General features: G+C 67.9%; 13 protein-coding genes and 1 pseudogene. 10 read left to right on the forward strand and 4 right to left on the reverse strand.

All coding sequences use genetic code 11. The features are described from left to right. Together J1C73_RS05700 and J1C73_RS05705 are read right to left on the reverse strand one after the other, a co-directional pair. A pseudogene (locus J1C73_RS05700) lies at positions 1-193 on the reverse strand (hypothetical protein); the annotation flags it as partial. Between the two features lie 173 nt (positions 194-366). Further along, positions 367-564, reverse strand: a complete 198-nt coding sequence (locus J1C73_RS05705) for a hypothetical protein (protein WP_207315371.1) — start codon at positions 562-564, stop codon at positions 367-369. A 181-nt stretch (positions 565-745) separates the two neighbouring features. Here J1C73_RS05705 and J1C73_RS05710 point away from each other — a divergent pair, with 181 nt between their 5' ends. Beyond that, positions 746-1,720 (forward strand): carbohydrate kinase family protein, encoded by a 975-nt coding sequence (locus J1C73_RS05710; RefSeq protein WP_207315372.1) that lies wholly within the window; start codon positions 746-748, stop codon positions 1,718-1,720. A 20-nt stretch (positions 1,721-1,740) separates the two neighbouring features. Here J1C73_RS05710 and J1C73_RS05715 read toward each other — a convergent pair whose 3' ends face one another. Next, positions 1,741-3,123 (reverse strand): cysteine desulfurase/sulfurtransferase TusA family protein, encoded by a 1,383-nt coding sequence (locus J1C73_RS05715; protein WP_207315373.1) that lies wholly within the window; start codon positions 3,121-3,123, stop codon positions 1,741-1,743. Positions 3,124-3,393: 270 nt separating this feature from the next. Here J1C73_RS05715 and ctaC point away from each other — a divergent pair, with 270 nt between their 5' ends. From ctaC to J1C73_RS05735, 4 genes are all read left to right on the forward strand, one after another. Beyond that, entirely contained in the window at positions 3,394-4,356 is a 963-nt protein-coding gene (ctaC, locus tag J1C73_RS05720) for an aa3-type cytochrome oxidase subunit II (protein WP_123470138.1), read from the forward strand. Continuing rightward, positions 4,353-6,089: an aa3-type cytochrome oxidase subunit I gene (ctaD, locus tag J1C73_RS05725; protein WP_207315374.1), complete on the forward strand. Its 1,737-nt coding sequence runs from the start codon at positions 4,353-4,355 to the stop codon at positions 6,087-6,089. Before ctaC ends, ctaD begins: the two co-directional genes overlap by 4 nt. Continuing rightward, on the forward strand, positions 6,086-6,484 hold the full coding sequence (locus tag J1C73_RS05730) for a cytochrome c oxidase subunit 4 (RefSeq protein ID WP_207315375.1): 399 nt from the start codon (positions 6,086-6,088) through the stop codon (positions 6,482-6,484). The genes ctaD and J1C73_RS05730 overlap by 4 nt, the downstream gene beginning before the upstream one ends. A gap of 122 nt (positions 6,485-6,606) precedes the next feature. Further along, positions 6,607-7,860, forward strand: a complete 1,254-nt coding sequence (locus J1C73_RS05735) for a L,D-transpeptidase (RefSeq protein ID WP_207315376.1) — start codon at positions 6,607-6,609, stop codon at positions 7,858-7,860. Positions 7,861-7,919: 59 nt separating this feature from the next. Here J1C73_RS05735 and J1C73_RS05740 read toward each other — a convergent pair whose 3' ends face one another. Next, positions 7,920-8,321, reverse strand: a complete 402-nt coding sequence (locus J1C73_RS05740) for a hypothetical protein (RefSeq protein ID WP_145763073.1) — start codon at positions 8,319-8,321, stop codon at positions 7,920-7,922. Positions 8,322-8,532: 211 nt separating this feature from the next. On the opposite strand from J1C73_RS05740, the gene ctaE reads away from it, so the two are divergent. The 5 genes from ctaE to trpD all read left to right on the forward strand — a co-directional run bounded on the left by ctaE (position 8,533) and on the right by trpD (position 13,888). Then, complete coding sequence (gene ctaE / locus J1C73_RS05745; RefSeq protein WP_123470126.1) at positions 8,533-9,153, forward strand: aa3-type cytochrome oxidase subunit III; 621 nt, start codon at positions 8,533-8,535, stop codon at positions 9,151-9,153. A 63-nt stretch (positions 9,154-9,216) separates the two neighbouring features. Then, positions 9,217-10,026, forward strand: a complete 810-nt coding sequence (gene qcrC / locus J1C73_RS05750) for a cytochrome bc1 complex diheme cytochrome c subunit (protein ID WP_207315377.1) — start codon at positions 9,217-9,219, stop codon at positions 10,024-10,026. Beyond that, the gene (qcrA, locus tag J1C73_RS05755; protein WP_207315378.1) at positions 10,023-11,075 is read left to right on the forward strand and encodes a cytochrome bc1 complex Rieske iron-sulfur subunit; all 1,053 of its coding nucleotides are present in this window, start codon (positions 10,023-10,025) and stop codon (positions 11,073-11,075) included. The genes qcrC and qcrA overlap by 4 nt, the downstream gene beginning before the upstream one ends. Continuing rightward, a complete protein-coding gene (qcrB, locus tag J1C73_RS05760) occupies positions 11,072-12,697 on the forward strand; it encodes a cytochrome bc1 complex cytochrome b subunit (protein ID WP_207315379.1) in 1,626 nt (541 codons plus the stop codon). The genes qcrA and qcrB overlap by 4 nt, the downstream gene beginning before the upstream one ends. Positions 12,698-12,823: 126 nt before the next feature. After that, on the forward strand, positions 12,824-13,888 hold the full coding sequence (gene trpD, locus J1C73_RS05765; protein ID WP_207315380.1) for an anthranilate phosphoribosyltransferase: 1,065 nt from the start codon (positions 12,824-12,826) through the stop codon (positions 13,886-13,888). The last annotated feature ends 20 nt before the right edge of the window (positions 13,889-13,908 follow it).

The following is a 13,908-nucleotide window of genomic DNA, read 5'->3' on the forward strand; positions in this document are numbered from 1 at the left end:
CCAGGGAGAGCAGTGGGGGAGCGCCGGCACCGCTGCCCGCGCTGTCCTTGCCGCTACCGCCGTCCGCCGCGGTGGCGGCCCAGTACGCGCCGCCGCCACCGGCCAGCAGTACGGCTGCCGCCACCGAGGCCACGGCGAGCGGCGAACGCCGCCGGGGGCCGGTCACGTCGTTGTCGGGTCGCTCGGTGCTCACCGGATCGCTCCTTCGCCTGCATTGCCGTCATATGCCTGGCCCGGCATATCGCCCGCCCCTTGGGTGCGGACACCGATGGGACGGGGCGCGGGAGCGCACGGTTCCCCCGTGGGGCGGCAGTTGCGGCGGGAGCGCGGCCGGGGAGCGGCCTGAGCGCGGCCGGAGCGCGGTCCTCAGTCGCCGTACTCCGACATCGCGTCGATCAGCCTGGCCGAGGCGGGCGGCACGGTCACTCCGTGAATCAGGGACGGCGCCACAGGGGTGGCGGCGATCTTTGTGGGTACCACCCAGTGCGGAGCCATCCGTGCGCAGTCCGAGCGCAGGTCGGCCAGGCCGGTCTCGGACTCGTGCGGGGCGATGTGGTTCGACATATCCGCACCGTAGGCACCGCAGAGCTCAGGAAGAAAGCCCTACTATCGGGTAGTTTTTCCCATTCAGGTCACCGTAGGAACCGGTAGCGTGAGGGGGCCCCGATTTCCGGGCCCCTCATCTGTCACGCCGCCCCGGGAACGCGGACACCGTTCCCCTCGACCTCCGCAGGAGCAGTCTCCCGTGCGTATCGCAGTCACCGGCTCCATCGCCACCGACCACCTCATGACCTTCCCCGGCCGTTTCGCCGACCAGCTGGTCGCCGATCAGCTGCACACGGTCTCGCTCTCCTTCCTGGTCGACAACCTGGACGTGCGCCGGGGAGGTGTCGCCGCCAACATCTGCTTCGGCATGGGTCTGCTCGGCACCGCTCCGATCCTGGTCGGCGCCGCGGGCTCCGACTTCGACGAGTACCGGGCCTGGCTCGACCGCCACGGCGTCGACACCGGATCGGTGCGGATCTCCGAGGTCCTGCACACCGCCCGCTTCGTCTGCACGACGGACGCCGACCACAACCAGATCGGCTCCTTCTACACCGGCGCCATGAGCGAGGCCCGGCTGATCGAGCTGAAGGCCGTCGCCGACCGCGTGGGCGGTCTCGACCTGGTCTCCATCGGTGCCGACGACCCGGAGGGCATGCTCCGCCACACGGAGGAGTGCCGCTCCCGCGGAATCCCGTTCGCCGCGGACTTCTCGCAGCAGATCGCCCGGATGGACGGCGAGGAGATCCGCATCCTGCTCGACGGCGCCACCTACCTCTTCTCCAACGAGTACGAGAAGGGGCTCATCGAGTCCAAGACCGGCTGGACCGACGAGGAGATCCTGTCCAAGGTCGGCCACCGCGTCACCACCCTCGGCTCCCGGGGCGTGCGGATCGAGCGCGTCGGCGTTGAGCCGATCGAGGTCGGCTGCGCGGAGGAGATGAGCAAGACCGACCCGACCGGCGTCGGCGACGCCTTCCGCGCCGGATTCCTCTCCGGTCTCGCCTGGGGCGTCGGCCTGGAGCGGGCCGCCCAGGTCGGCTGCATGCTCGCCACCCTGGTCATCGAGACGGTCGGCACCCAGGAGTACACCCTGCACCGCACCCACTTCATGGACCGCTTCACCAAGGCGTACGGCCACGAGGCCGCGGCCGAGGTCCGCACGCACCTCTCGTAAGCAGGAGGCGGGACAGCCGGTCAGGACAGCCGGCGGACCACATAGGCCGAGCCCCGGTCCGCCGGCTCCTCACCCACGTACTCCTGCTCACGCATCGCGCACCAGGCCGGAATGTCGAGCCGGGCCGCCTCGTCGTCGGACAGGACGGTCACCGTCCCGCCCACCGGTACGTCGGCGATCACCTTTGCGAGCTCGATCACCGGGACCGGGCAGCGCCTCCCGAGCGCGTCGACGACCAGGGAGGCCGCCGGGGCGGGGGAGGGGGCTGCCGCGGCCGGCGCCCCCAGCTTCTCCCGCACCGCCGCCACCACCCCGGGAAGCACATCGAGGAAGCGGTCGACGTCCTCCTCGGTGGTGCCCGTCGGCAGCGACACGCGGACGTTGCCCTCCGACAGCACCCCCATCGCCCTGAGCACATGGCTCGGGGTCAGCGTGCTGCTCGTGCAGGACGAGCCGGACGACACGGAGAAACCCGCCCGGTCCAGCTCATGGAGCAGGGTCTCCCCGTCGACGTAGAGACAGGAGAAGGTGACCAGATGCGGCAGCCGCCGCTCCGCATCGCCGACGACCTCCACATCGGGCACCAGTGCGGGTACCCGGCTCCGGATCCGCTCCACCAGCGCCCTCAGCCGCGCCGACTCGGCGGCGGCCTCCGCCCGAACCGCCCGCAGGGACGCCGCGGCGGCCACGATCGCCGGAATGTTCTCGAAGCCGGCGGCCCGCCCCGACTCACGCTCGTCGGCCGGTCCTTGGACCGCGAACCGGACACCCTTGCGCACCGCCAGCAGCCCGACCCCGGCCGGACCGCCCCATTTGTGGGCGCTCGCCGCCAGCAGCGACCAGCCGCCCGGCACCGGGCCCTGGCCCAGTGACTGCGCGGCGTCCACCAGCAGCGGCACCCCCGCGTCCCGGCAGAGCGCGGCGACCTCGGCCACCGGCTGCTCCGTGCCGACCTCGTGGTTGGCGGACTGGAGACAGGCCAGCGCGGTGTCCTCGCGCAGTTCCGCTCCGTACGCCGCCGGGCTCACCGCCCCCGAGCGGTCCACCGGCACCTCCGCGACCGATCCGCCCTGGGCCTCGTGCGCGGCGGCCGAATGGAGCACGGACGAATGTTCGACCGCCGACACCACCAGATGGCGGCCGACACGCCGACGCCCGGCGAGGGCCCCGGAAATTCCGGAGTGCACCGCCCGGGTGCCCGACGAGGTGAACGTGAGCTCGTCGGGACGGCAGCCGACGGCCTCCGCCGCCGCCTCCCTGGCCGCGTCCAGCAGCAGCCGGGCCCGGCGCCCCTCGCGGTAGAGCCTGGCCGGATCGGCCCAGCCCTCGTCCAGGGCGGCAAGCAGCGCCTGGCGGGCTACGGGGTGGAGGGGGGCGGCGGACGCGGCGTCGAAGTAGGGCACCCGGCCACGCTAGCCCGGTCCGGACCCCGGCTCGGGACCGGCCGCCGGCACGGTCAGGAGAGGGGGCGTCAGATGACGGCCGGAGGAGTGGATTCCACCCCTTCGGGGAGTCGGGCGGCGCGTTGGGCACCCTCCCCGCGCGACCCCAAATAGCGTCCAGTAGGGTTTGGTCCGCATAAACATCCAAACCCCTGCCCGCGTCAGGGGCGGCGACCGACAAACGAGACGGGCGCGCCGACCGTGCGGGCGAGACTCTCGGGAAGGCGCTACGTGAGTCCCAACGGCTCCGACCGCTCGTCGCGGCGCCCGATGCGGCGGAAGCTGCCGCAGGTGCTGACTGCGGGCCTGATCCTGGCGACCGCAACCGGTTGCACATACAAGGATTTCCCCCGCCTCGGTATGCCTACGCCGGTAACGGAAGAGGCCCCACGGATCCTTTCCCTCTGGCAGGGCTCGTGGGCGGCAGCGCTCGCCACGGGCGTGCTGGTCTGGGGCCTGATCCTGTGGAGCGTCATCTTCCACCGGCGCAGCCGCACCAAGGTGGAGGTTCCTCCGCAGACCCGGTACAACATGCCGATCGAGGCGTTGTACACCGTGGTCCCTCTGATCATCGTCTCGGTGTTGTTCTACTTCACCGCGCGCGATGAATCGAAGCTCCTCGAACTCTCCCCGAAGCCCGCCCACACGGTCAACGTGGTCGGCTATCAGTGGAGCTGGGGCTTCAACTACATCGAGAACGTGGACGGCTCGACCGCCACGGGCAACGAGATCCCCAAGGAGCTCGACGCCATCCCGGACCGGTTCCGCAAGGACTTCCCCAAGGGTGCTGAAGGCGTCTACGACGTCGGTGTCCCGGGAACCCGGAATCCGCAGAACGGCAACCCCGGTCCGACCCTGTGGCTGGCCAAGGGGGAGAAGGTCCGCTTCGTCCTGACTTCGCGTGACGTCATCCACTCGTTCTGGGTGGTGCCGTTCCTCATGAAGCAGGACGTCATTCCGGGCCACACCAACTCCTTCGAGGTGACTCCCAACCAGGAGGGCACCTTCATGGGCAAGTGCGCCGAGCTCTGTGGCGTCGACCACTCCCGCATGCTCTTCAACGTCAAGGTCGTCTCCCCGGAGCGCTATCAGGCGCACCTCAAGGAGCTGGCGAAGAAGGGCAACACGGGCTACGTGCCGGCCGGCATCGAGCAGACTGACCCGGCCAGGAATGCGGAGACGAACAAACTGTGAGCATCCTCAACGAACCTCAGGGTGCCGCGGCAGCAGACGACTCGTACGAGGACGAGCTGCCGGTCCGGCGCAAGCAGCCGGGAAACGTCGTCATCAAGTGGATGACCACCACTGACCACAAGACGATCGGCACGATGTACCTGGTCACATCGTTCGCGTTCTTCTGCATCGGCGGTCTGCTCGCGCTCTTCATGCGCGCCGAGCTGGCCCGTCCGGGCACGCAGATCATGTCGAACGAGCAGTTCAACCAGGCGTTCACGATGCACGGCACGATCATGCTGCTGATGTTCGCGACGCCGCTGTTCGCCGGGTTCGCGAACTGGATCATGCCGCTGCAGATCGGTGCGCCCGACGTGGCGTTCCCGCGGCTGAACATGTTCGCGTACTGGCTGTACCTCTTCGGTTCGATCCTCGCGGTGGCCGGCTTCCTCACCCCGCAGGGTGCGGCCGACTTCGGCTGGTTCGCCTACTCCCCGCTTTCGGACGCGGTCCGCTCGCCGGGCGTCGGTGCCGATATGTGGATCATGGGTCTGGCCTTCTCCGGATTCGGCACGATCCTCGGTTCGGTCAACTTCATCACCACGATCATCTGCATGCGCGCACCCGGCATGACGATGTTCCGCATGCCGATCTTCGTCTGGAACGTCCTGCTGACCGGTGTTCTGGTCCTGCTGGCCTTCCCGGTCCTCGCCGCGGCGCTCTTCGCGCTGGAGGCGGACCGAAAATTCGGGGCGCATGTATTCGACGCGGCCAATGGCGGCGCATTGCTATGGCAACACCTCTTCTGGTTCTTCGGCCATCCAGAGGTGTACATCATCGCTTTGCCCTTCTTCGGGATCGTTTCCGAAGTGATCCCGGTGTTCAGTCGAAAGCCGATGTTCGGATACATCGGCCTGATCGGCGCGACGATCGCCATCGCGGGTCTGTCCGTGACCGTGTGGGCCCACCACATGTACGTCACCGGCGGTGTGCTGTTGCCGTTCTTCTCGTTCATGACGTTCCTCATCGCGGTACCCACCGGGGTGAAGTTCTTCAACTGGATCGGCACGATGTGGAAGGGCTCACTGTCCTTCGAGACACCGATGCTCTGGGCCGTCGGCTTCCTGATCACCTTCGCCTTCGGTGGTCTGACCGGCGTCATCCTCGCGTCGCCCCCGATGGACTTCCACGTCTCGGACTCGTACTTCGTCGTGGCGCACTTCCACTACGTGGTCTTCGGCACCGTGGTCTTCGCGATGTTCTCCGGATTCCACTTCTGGTGGCCGAAGTTCACCGGCAAGATGCTGGACGAGCGGCTCGGCAAGATCACCTTCTGGACGCTGTTCGTGGGCTTCCACGGCACGTTCCTGGTGCAGCACTGGCTGGGCGCCGAGGGCATGCCGCGTCGTTACGCGGACTACCTCGCGGCGGACGGCTTCACCGCGCTGAACACGATCTCGACGATCTGTTCGTTCCTGCTCGGCCTGTCGATCCTGCCGTTCTTCTACAACGTCTGGAAGACGGCCAAGTACGGCAAGAAGATCGAGGTCGACGACCCGTGGGGCTACGGCCGCTCGCTGGAGTGGGCGACGTCCTGCCCGCCGCCGCGGCACAACTTCCTCACGCTGCCGCGGATCCGTTCGGAATCCCCGGCGTTCGACCTGCACCACCCGGAAATCACGGCGCTCGAACAGCTGGAGCACCACTCCGAGGGTGACAAGGCCCTCGCCGGCGGCAAGGAGGCGGGCAAGTGAAGATTCAGGGCAAGCTGTTCCTCTGGCTGGCGGTCTTCATGCTCGCCATGGCCATCACGTACGGCGTGTGGTCCAAGGAGCCGGCCGGTACGACCGCGCTCGTCCTGGCCTTCGGCCTGAGCGTCATGATCGGCTTCTACCTGGCCTTCACGGCCCGGCGGGTCGACGCGCTCGCGCAGGACAACAGGGACGCCGACGTGGCGGACGAGGCCGGCGAGGTGGGGTTCTTCTCCCCGCACAGCTGGCAGCCGCTCTCGCTGGCGGTCGGCGGCGCACTCGCCTTCACGGGAGTCGTCTTCGGCTGGTGGCTGCTCTACTTCTCGCTCCCGATGCTCCTGATCGGTCTGTTCGGCTGGGTGTTCGAGTACTACCGCGGTGAGAACCGCACCCAGTGACACCGCTCCACCCGTGACACCGCTCCACCTGACGGGGGGCCCGCACTTCCACGAGAAGTGCGGGCCCCCCGTTTGCAGTCACCCCGCGCGCTGAATCGAATGAATCTTCTTAGCGTGGGTTCATGAACCACACGCCGCGCATCCGTCCCGTAGTGAGCTGCACTCTGCTGGTCGTGACCCTGGTCGCAGGGATGACCGCTTGTGGGGAGTCCGACGGCCATCCGCTCTCGGCGAAGCCGTACGACGCCGCGGACGAGATCTCCTCCAACGCGCCCGACGGCGGCCAGAAGGTCGACCCGGACAAGCCCCTCGAAGTCGGCGTCGACGGTGACGACGGCCGAATCACCGATGTGGCGGCCGTCGACACCGCAGGACGCCATCTGGCGGGCGAACTCGACGCCGACGGGCAGCGCTGGCACTCCACCGCCCCGCTCGCCGCAGGCACCCGGTACACCGTCAAGGTCAGCATGGAGGACCACGACGGCGCCCCAGGGGACCGCACGCTGTCTTTCGAGACCGCCTCCGCCAAGAGGTTCCTGAAGGTCACCTTCGGCCCTCAGACGGGCACCTACGGCGTCGGGCAGCCCGTCACGGCGCAACTCAGCGCCCCCGTCGCCGACAAGGCGGCCCGCGCCACCGTCGAGCGCGCGCTGAAGGTCCGCTCCACACCGGCCGTGACCGGCTCCTGGTACTGGGTCGACAACAAGACGCTTCACTACCGGCCGCGGGACTACTGGCCGGCGAAGGCCACCATCGAGGTCAGCAGCAATCTGGCCGGCATCAAGGTGGCCAACGCGCTGTACGGGGCTCCCGCGAAAGCGTTGAAGATCACTACCGGCGACCGGATCGAGGCCGTGACCGACGCCTCGCAGCACTCCATGACGGTCAAGCGCAACGGCGAAGTGATCAACACCATTCCGGTGACCACGGGCAAGCCCGGCTTCTCCACCCGCAACGGCGTCAAGGTCGTGCTGGGCAAGGAGCAGCAGGTACGTATGCGCGGGGAGACGATCGGCATCGCGCAGGGCTCGAGCGACTCCTACGACCTGCTGGTCTACTACGCGACCCGGGTCACCTGGAGCGGTGAGTACGTGCACGCGGCCCCCTGGTCCACCGGATCACAGGGGTACGCGAACGTCAGCCACGGCTGCACCGGTATGAGCACCAGCGCGGCGGAGTGGTTCTACAACACCGTGCGCGAGGGCGACATCGTCCGCGTCGTCGGCAGCGAGGGCGAGACCATGACGCCGTTCGACAACGGCTACGGCGACTGGAACCTGTCCTGGGCCAAGTGGCAGAAGGGCAGCGCACTGCAGAACAACACGCCCGACCGCGTGGACACGGTTCAGGCGGCGCGACTGCGCCCCGAGGTCTGAGCGGGGAGTGCGCTGCCCCTCGGAGGGGCCGGCGGCAGGGGGAAGGGCCCGCGGGCCCCTCAGGCCCCCACGGAGAGCCTGCTGCGCAGCAGGGCGGCCAGGGCGTCCGCGAAGCCGACCGGCTCGACCGGAAGGGTCACCGCCGCGTCCGCGCGGCTCCAGGTGGCCAGCCAGGCGTCCTGCGGGCGCCCGATCAGCAGCAGCACCGGCGGGCAGCGGAAGATCTCGTCCTTGATCTGGCGGCAGACGCCCATGCCGCCGGCCGGTGCGGTCTCACCGTCCAACACGCAGACGTCGACGCCTCCGTGGTCCAGTGCGTCCAGGACGGCGGGCAGGGTGGCGCACTCCAGGAACTCCACCGGCGGCACGTCCGCCGCGGGCCTGCGCCCTGCTGCCAGCCTCACCTGCTCACGGGTGTGTGCGTTGTCGCTGTAGACCAGGACCGTGGCGGTCGGCTGCATTGTTCCTCCGTGACATCTGTGTCTTCGGGGCTTAGGGGCATGGGAGCTGTCCTGCGGACAGCCCCCGGACCGATGCGCGGATCGTACTCCGCCCGACAGCCTGTCAGCACCGCTCGGGACAGCGGATTCATGGGCCGTTCGGGGAGGACACACCCCTCTGACACACCGAACGGCACCCCCCGGAGTGAGGGCGGGATAAGCGACCGACATAATGTCGGTCGTGGCGACAGCAACGACAGTAGAAACCGGGCACGCGCACCCGTCGGTCAATCGGCCGAACCTCACCAGCGTCGGAACCATCATCTGGTTGAGTTCCGAGCTGATGTTCTTCGCGGCCCTCTTCGCGATGTACTTCACCCTGCGATCGGTGACCGGACCAGAACACTGGAAGGAAATGGCGTCGTCCCTGAACGTTCCGTTCTCGGCGACGAACACCACCATCCTGGTGCTCTCCTCACTCACCTGCCAGCTCGGCGTCTTCGCCGCGGAGCGGGGCGATGTGAAGAAGCTCCGCGCCTGGTTCGTGATCACTTTCGTGATGGGTGCGATCTTCATCGGAGGCCAGATCTTCGAGTACACCGAGCTGGTGAAGCAGGACGGCCTCTCGCTGTCCTCGGATCCGTACGGCTCGGTGTTCTACCTGACCACCGGGTTCCACGGTCTGCATGTGACAGGCGGTCTCATCGCCTTCCTGCTCGTTCTGGGCAGGACATACGCAGCCAAGAGGTTCACCCATGAACAGGCGACCGCTGCCATCGTCGTGTCCTATTACTGGCACTTCGTCGATGTCGTGTGGATCGGCCTCTTTGCCACGATCTACATGATCAAGTAACCGGGCCCCGAGCCCGAACCACATCCAGCATCGAAGCAGAAGATCCTGACACCGGGGTAATCCGTGAAAAAGCTCTCCGCACGACGACGCCATCCGTTGGCGGCGGTCGTCGTACTACTCCTCGCGCTGGCGGCCACTGGGGGGCTGTACGCCGCGTTTGCGCCCGCGAGCAAGGCGCAGGCCGACGACACCGCCCAGTCCCTCGCCATCGACGAGGGCAAGAAGCTGTACTCCGTCGGTTGCGCCAGCTGCCACGGAACCGGCGGTGAGGGCTCCACCGACGGGCCCCAGCTTGTCGGCGTGGGCTCCGCCGCCGTGGACTTCCAGGTCGGTACGGGCCGTATGCCGGCACAGCAGCCGGGCGCCCAGGTACCGAAGAAGAAGGTCATCTACACCCAGGCCGAGATCGACCAGCTCGCGGCGTACGTCGCGTCGCTCGGCGCCGGCCCGACCGTCCCGACCAAGAGCCAGGTCAGCCCCGAGGGCGCGGACGTCGCCAAGGGCGGCGACCTGTTCCGTACCAACTGCGCTCAGTGCCACAACTTCACCGGCGAGGGCGGTGCCCTGACGAAGGGCAAGTACGCCCCCAGCCTTGAGGGCGTGGACCCGAAGCACATGTACGAGGCCATGCAGACCGGTCCTCAGAGCATGCCGTCCTTCCCGGACTCGACGATGCCCAATCAGCAGAAGAAGGACATCATCGCGTACATCCAGACCGTGAACAGCGCGCAGGCTGAGAGCCCCGGTGGCCTCAAGCTGGGCGGGCTCGGTCCGGTCAGCGAGGGTCTGTTCGGCTGGATCTTCGGGCTCGGCGCACTGATCGCAGTTGCCGTCTGGGTCGCGGCCCACACCGCTAAGGCCAAGAAGTCATGAGTAGCCAAGAGATTCCAGAAGAGAACCTGCCCGCAGAGCAGGTCCCCGCGCACGGCGCGGTAGAGGGCGCGGACGATCCGTTCGCCGACCCGGGGCTGCCGGCTCACCAGCCGCGCATCCAGGACATCGACGAACGGGCCGCAGACCGGTCCGAGCGCGCTGTCGCGTTCATGTTCACGCTGTCCATGCTGGCGACGGTCGGCTTCATCGCCTCCTTCGTCATCTTCCCGGTCGACCAGATCGTCTACATCTTCCCGTTCGGTCATGTGAGTGCGCTCAACTTCTCCCTGGGGCTGACCCTGGGCGTGGCGCTCTTCGCGATCGGCGCGGGAGCCGTCCACTGGGCGCGCACCCTGATGTCCGACGTGGAGGTCGCCGACGAGCGGCACGCGATCGCTGCCGAGCCCGAGGTCAAGGCGAAGGTTCTCGCCGACTTCGCGGCCGGTGCCGAGGAGTCCGCGTTCGGCCGGCGCAAGCTGGTCCGCAACACCATGTTCGGCGCGCTGGCCCTGGTGCCGCTCGCCGGTGTGGTGCTGCTGCGCGACCTCGGTCCGCTGCCGGAGAAGAAGCTCCGCTCCACCCTGTGGGCCAAGGGCAAGCAGCTCATCAACATGAACACCAATGAGCCGCTTCGTCCCGAGGACGTGACCGTCGGTTCGCTCACCTTCGCCATGCCCGAGGGCCTGGAGGAGGACGCACACGACTTCCAGACGCAGATCGCCAAGGCTGCGCTGATGATCATTCGCATCGAGCCGTCCAACATCAAGGACAAGCGCGAGCGCGAGTGGGCCCACGAGGGCATCGTGGCCTTCTCGAAGATCTGCACCCACGTCGGCTGCCCGATCAGCCTGTACGAGCAGCAGACCCACCACGTGCTCTGCCCGTGCCACCAGTCAACCTTCGACCTCTCCGACGGCGCCCGCGTCATCTTCGGTCCGGCCGGTCACGCCCTTCCGCAGCTGCGGATCGGCGTGAACAGCGAGGGTAACCTCGAGGCGCTCGGTGACTTCGATGAGCCCGTCGGTCCTGCATTCTGGGAGCGCGGATGAGTACTGCGACCGATACGAAGCGCAAGGCGCCCGCCGGTGAGAAGATGGCCGACTGGGCGGACGGCCGGCTCGGGATCTACTCCCTGGCCAAGGCCAACATGCGCAAGATCTTCCCGGACCACTGGTCCTTCATGCTGGGCGAGATCTGCCTCTACAGCTTCATCATCATCATCCTCACGGGTGTGTATCTGACGCTGTTCTTCCACCCGAGCATGAACGAGGTCGTCTACCACGGCCCGTACGAGCCCATGCAGGGCATCCGGATGTCCGAGGCCTATGCCTCGACGCTGGACATCAGCTTCGACGTCCGCGGTGGTCTGCTGGTCCGGCAGATCCACCACTGGGCCGCGCTGATCTTCCTGGCCGGCATGTTCGTGCACATGATGCGTGTCTTCTTCACGGGCGCGTTCCGCAAGCCGCGTGAGATCAACTGGCTGTTCGGCTTCCTGCTGTTCGTGCTCGGTATGTTCACCGGCTTCACCGGCTACTCGCTCCCGGACGACCTGCTCTCGGGTACGGGTGTCCGCTTCACCCAGGGCGCGATCCTGGCCACGCCGGTCGTCGGCACGTACATCTCGATGTTCCTGTTCGGCGGGGAGTTCCCCGGTGGCGACATCGTCGCCCGGTTCTACTCGATCCACATCCTGCTGCTGCCCGGCATCATGATGGGCCTGCTGGTGGCGCACCTGATCCTGGTCTTCTACCACAAGCACACGCAGTTCGCGGGTCCCGGCCGGACCAACAAGAACGTCGTCGGCATGCCGCTGCTCCCGGTGTACATGGCGAAGGCCGGAGGATTCTTCTTCCTGGTCTTCGGCGTCATCGCCGTCATCGCGGCCATCGCCTCGATCAACCCGATCTGGGCCATCGGCCCGTACCGCCCGGACCAGGTGTCCACCGGCGCCCAGCCCGACTGGTACATGGGCTTCGCCGAGGGTCTGATCCGAGTGATGCCCGGCTGGGAGATCAACCTCTGGGGTCACACGCTCGTCCTGGGTGTGTTCATCCCGCTGATGGCCTTCGGACTGGTGCTCGCGATCATCGCGGTCTACCCGTTCGTCGAGTCCTGGATCACCGGGGACAAGCGCGAGCACCACATTCTGGACCGCCCGCGCAACGCTCCCACCCGTACGGCCTTCGGCGTGGCCTGGATCACCGAGTACATCATCGTCTTCATCGGCGGCGGCAACGACCTGTGGGCCACGCACTTCCACCTGTCGCTGAACGCCATCTCGTGGTTCGTCCGGATCTTCATCTTCGTGGGCCCGGTCATCGCGTTCATCGCCACCCGGCGGATCTGCCTCGGCCTTCAGCGCCGGGACAAGGAGAAGGTGCTGCACGGGCGCGAGTCCGGGCTCATCAAGCGCCTGCCGCACGGTGAGTTCGTCGAGGTCCACGAGCCGCTCTCACCCGCGGCGCTGCACACGCTCACCGCGCACGAGCAGTACAAGCCGCTCGAGATCGGCCCGACGGTCGACGAGAACGGTGTCGAGCGCAAGGTGTCCCTGGTCCACAAGGTGCGGGCCAGGCTCAGCCAGAGCCTGTACGGCGAGGACAACCAGATCGCCAAGCCCTCTGCCGAGGAGTACAAGGAGATCAACAGCGGCCACGGCCACCACTGATCACCTGAACTGATCGCCACAGCAGGAGCCCCGCCCATCCATACGATGGACGGGGCTCTTCGCTGTCCCCCGCGCTCGATAGGGTGGTCACATCCCTTTATCGGCTGTGGACCCCAGGAGCGGACCATGAACGTTGTGACCCCGGTCGGCGGCGACAGCGTGGCGGCTCGTACCTGGCCCGGCGTGCTGACCCCGTTGCTGCGCGGCGAGGACCTGAGCGCCGACGACACCGCGTGGGCGATGGACCGCATCATGAGCGGTGAGGCGACCGACGTGCAGATCGCCGGCTTCGCGGTGGCCCTGCGCGCCAAGGGCGAGACCGTCACGGAGGTCACCGGTCTGGTCCGTGCGATGTACGAGCACGCCACCACGATTCACGTGCCCGGCCGTACGGTCGACATCGTCGGCACCGGTGGCGACATGGCCAAGACGGTCAACATCTCCACCATGTCCGCGATCGTCGTGGCGGGGGCCGGGGCCAAGGTCGTCAAGCACGGCAACCGCGCCTCCTCCTCGGCCAGCGGCTCCTCCGACGTACTGGGCAAGCTCGGCGTCAATCTGGATCTGCCCCCGCAGCGCGTCGTCGAGGTGGCCGAGGAGGCGGGCATCACCTTCTGCTTCGCGGTGAAGTTCCACCCCGCCCTGCGGTACGCGGCGAAGGCCCGGGCGGAGCTGGGCGCCCCGACCACCTTCAACATCCTCGGTCCGCTCACCAATCCGGCCCAGGTGTGCTCCCAGGCCATCGGGGTCGCCGACCTGCGGATGGCACCCATCGTCGCGGGCGTGCTCGCCGAACGCGGCAACTCCGCGCTGGTCTTCCGCGGCGACGACGGCCTGGACGAGCTGACCACCACCGCGACCTCCCGGGTCTGGGTGGCCCGGGACGGCGTCGTGCGCGAGCAGGCCTTCGACCCGCGCGACGTCGGCCTGGAGCTGGTACCGGTGGAAGCGCTGCGCGGCGCCGACGCCTCGTACAACGCCGATGTGGCCCGCCGGCTGCTGGCCGGCGAGACCGGTCCCGTACGGGAGGCCGTCCTGCTCAACGCGGCGGCGGCCCTGGTCGCTCTGGACCAGGGGGAGGGCACGCTCACCGAGCAGCTCGCCGCCGGTATCGCGAAGGCCGCCGAGTCCATCGACTCCGGGTCCGCCGGACGGGCGCTGGAGAGATGGGTCAGGGCCAGCAACGCCTGAGCGCAGGGAACGTGAAGCAG

The sequence above is a fragment of the Streptomyces laculatispora genome (genome assembly GCF_017353455.1).
GTDB lineage: Bacteria > Actinomycetota > Actinomycetes > Streptomycetales > Streptomycetaceae > Streptomyces > Streptomyces laculatispora.

What these genes read in the sequence shown, in the direction of transcription:
- J1C73_RS05705 (WP_207315371.1), bottom strand. Translation starts at nt 564, where the DNA reads ATGTCGAACCACATCGCCCCGCACGAGTCCGAGACCGGCCTGGCCGAC.
- J1C73_RS05735 (WP_207315376.1), top strand. Translation starts at nt 6,607, where the DNA reads ATGAACCACACGCCGCGCATCCGTCCCGTAGTGAGCTGCACTCTGCTG.
- J1C73_RS05740 (WP_145763073.1), bottom strand. Translation starts at nt 8,321, where the DNA reads ATGCAGCCGACCGCCACGGTCCTGGTCTACAGCGACAACGCACACACC.
- ctaE (WP_123470126.1), top strand. Translation starts at nt 8,533, where the DNA reads ATGTCGGTCGTGGCGACAGCAACGACAGTAGAAACCGGGCACGCGCAC.
- qcrA (WP_207315378.1), top strand. Translation starts at nt 10,023, where the DNA reads ATGAGTAGCCAAGAGATTCCAGAAGAGAACCTGCCCGCAGAGCAGGTC.
- qcrB (WP_207315379.1), top strand. Translation starts at nt 11,072, where the DNA reads ATGAGTACTGCGACCGATACGAAGCGCAAGGCGCCCGCCGGTGAGAAG.
- trpD (WP_207315380.1), top strand. Translation starts at nt 12,824, where the DNA reads ATGAACGTTGTGACCCCGGTCGGCGGCGACAGCGTGGCGGCTCGTACC.